General features: G+C 66.7%; 1 protein-coding gene and 1 pseudogene. Both read left to right on the forward strand.

The annotated features are described in order from the left end of the window. Positions 1-85, forward strand: a pseudogene (locus IE226_RS45515) (IS200/IS605 family transposase); the annotation flags it as partial. A 59-nt stretch (positions 86-144) separates the two neighbouring features. Continuing rightward, positions 145-962 (forward strand): IS5 family transposase gene (locus tag IE226_RS43655; protein WP_229871997.1). Its coding sequence is split into 2 segments (ribosomal slippage): positions 145-496 and positions 496-962, totalling 819 coding nucleotides; the frame shifts between segments, so codons are not numbered across the junction. The last annotated feature ends 68 nt before the right edge of the window (positions 963-1030 follow it).

Raw genomic sequence — 1030 nt, forward strand, 5'->3', positions numbered from 1 at the left:
ACCACGCTGGGAGCCAAACCCCAATATCCGCAGGGGCCGTACGGTCGTCTACACCCTCCATGCACACTTGGTCTTTACGCCTAAGAAGTCCTAACAGAAGCTGTGATCGTGTGACTGTCGGCTTGGTCGCTCGTTGTTGGTGTCGTGGGAAAGAGGCAATCGCGTCCGTGGATCGTCTCGGACGAACTGTGGTCGCTCATCGAGCCGTTGCTGCCCCAGCCGGGCCCGAAGCTGGCGGAGGGCAGACCGCGGGTCCCGGACCGGCAGGCTCTGTGCGGGATCCTGTTCGTGCTGCATACCGGCATCCAGTGGGAGTACCTGCCGCAGGAGCTGGGCTTCGGCTCGGGGATGACGTGCTGGCGGCGTCTTGCCGCGTGGAACGAGGCCGGAGTGTGGGACGAACTGCACCTGGTGCTGCTGGAGAAGTTACGGGCGGCGAACAGGCTGGACTGGTCGCGGGCGGTGATCGATTCCTCCCACGTCAGGGCGGCCCGGCGGGGCCCAAAAGCGGGCCCAGCCCGGTCGACCGTGCGCGGCCGGGCAGCAAGCACCACGTCGTCACCGACGCCCGGGCCATCCCGCTCGCGGTGTCGCTGACCGGCGGAAACCGCCACGACGTCACGCAGTTGCTGCCCCTGCTCGACAAGATTCCGGCAGTGGCTGGCGTGGCCGGCCGGCCCAGACGCAGACCCGATGCCCTGCTCGCCGACCGTGCCTACGATTACGACAAGTACCGTCGCCTGCTCTGGCAGCGCCACATCCGCCCGGTCATCGCCGAACGAGGCGTCGAACACGGCTCTGGCCTGGGCGTCTTCCGTTGGGTGGTAGAGCGCACGATCGCCTGGCTGCACGGCTTTCGACGGCTGCGGGTCCGCTGGGAACGACGCGACGACATCCACGAGGCCTTCCTCGGCCTCGCCACCTGCCTGATCACCCACCGACACGTCCAACGCCTTTGTTAGGACCTCTAAGTACCGGCGCGGTCCGTTCACCGACGAGATCCTTACGCGCTGCGAAGAGATCATGCGGA

Source organism: Streptomyces longisporoflavus, from assembly GCF_014649775.1.
GTDB lineage: Bacteria > Actinomycetota > Actinomycetes > Streptomycetales > Streptomycetaceae > Streptomyces > Streptomyces longisporoflavus.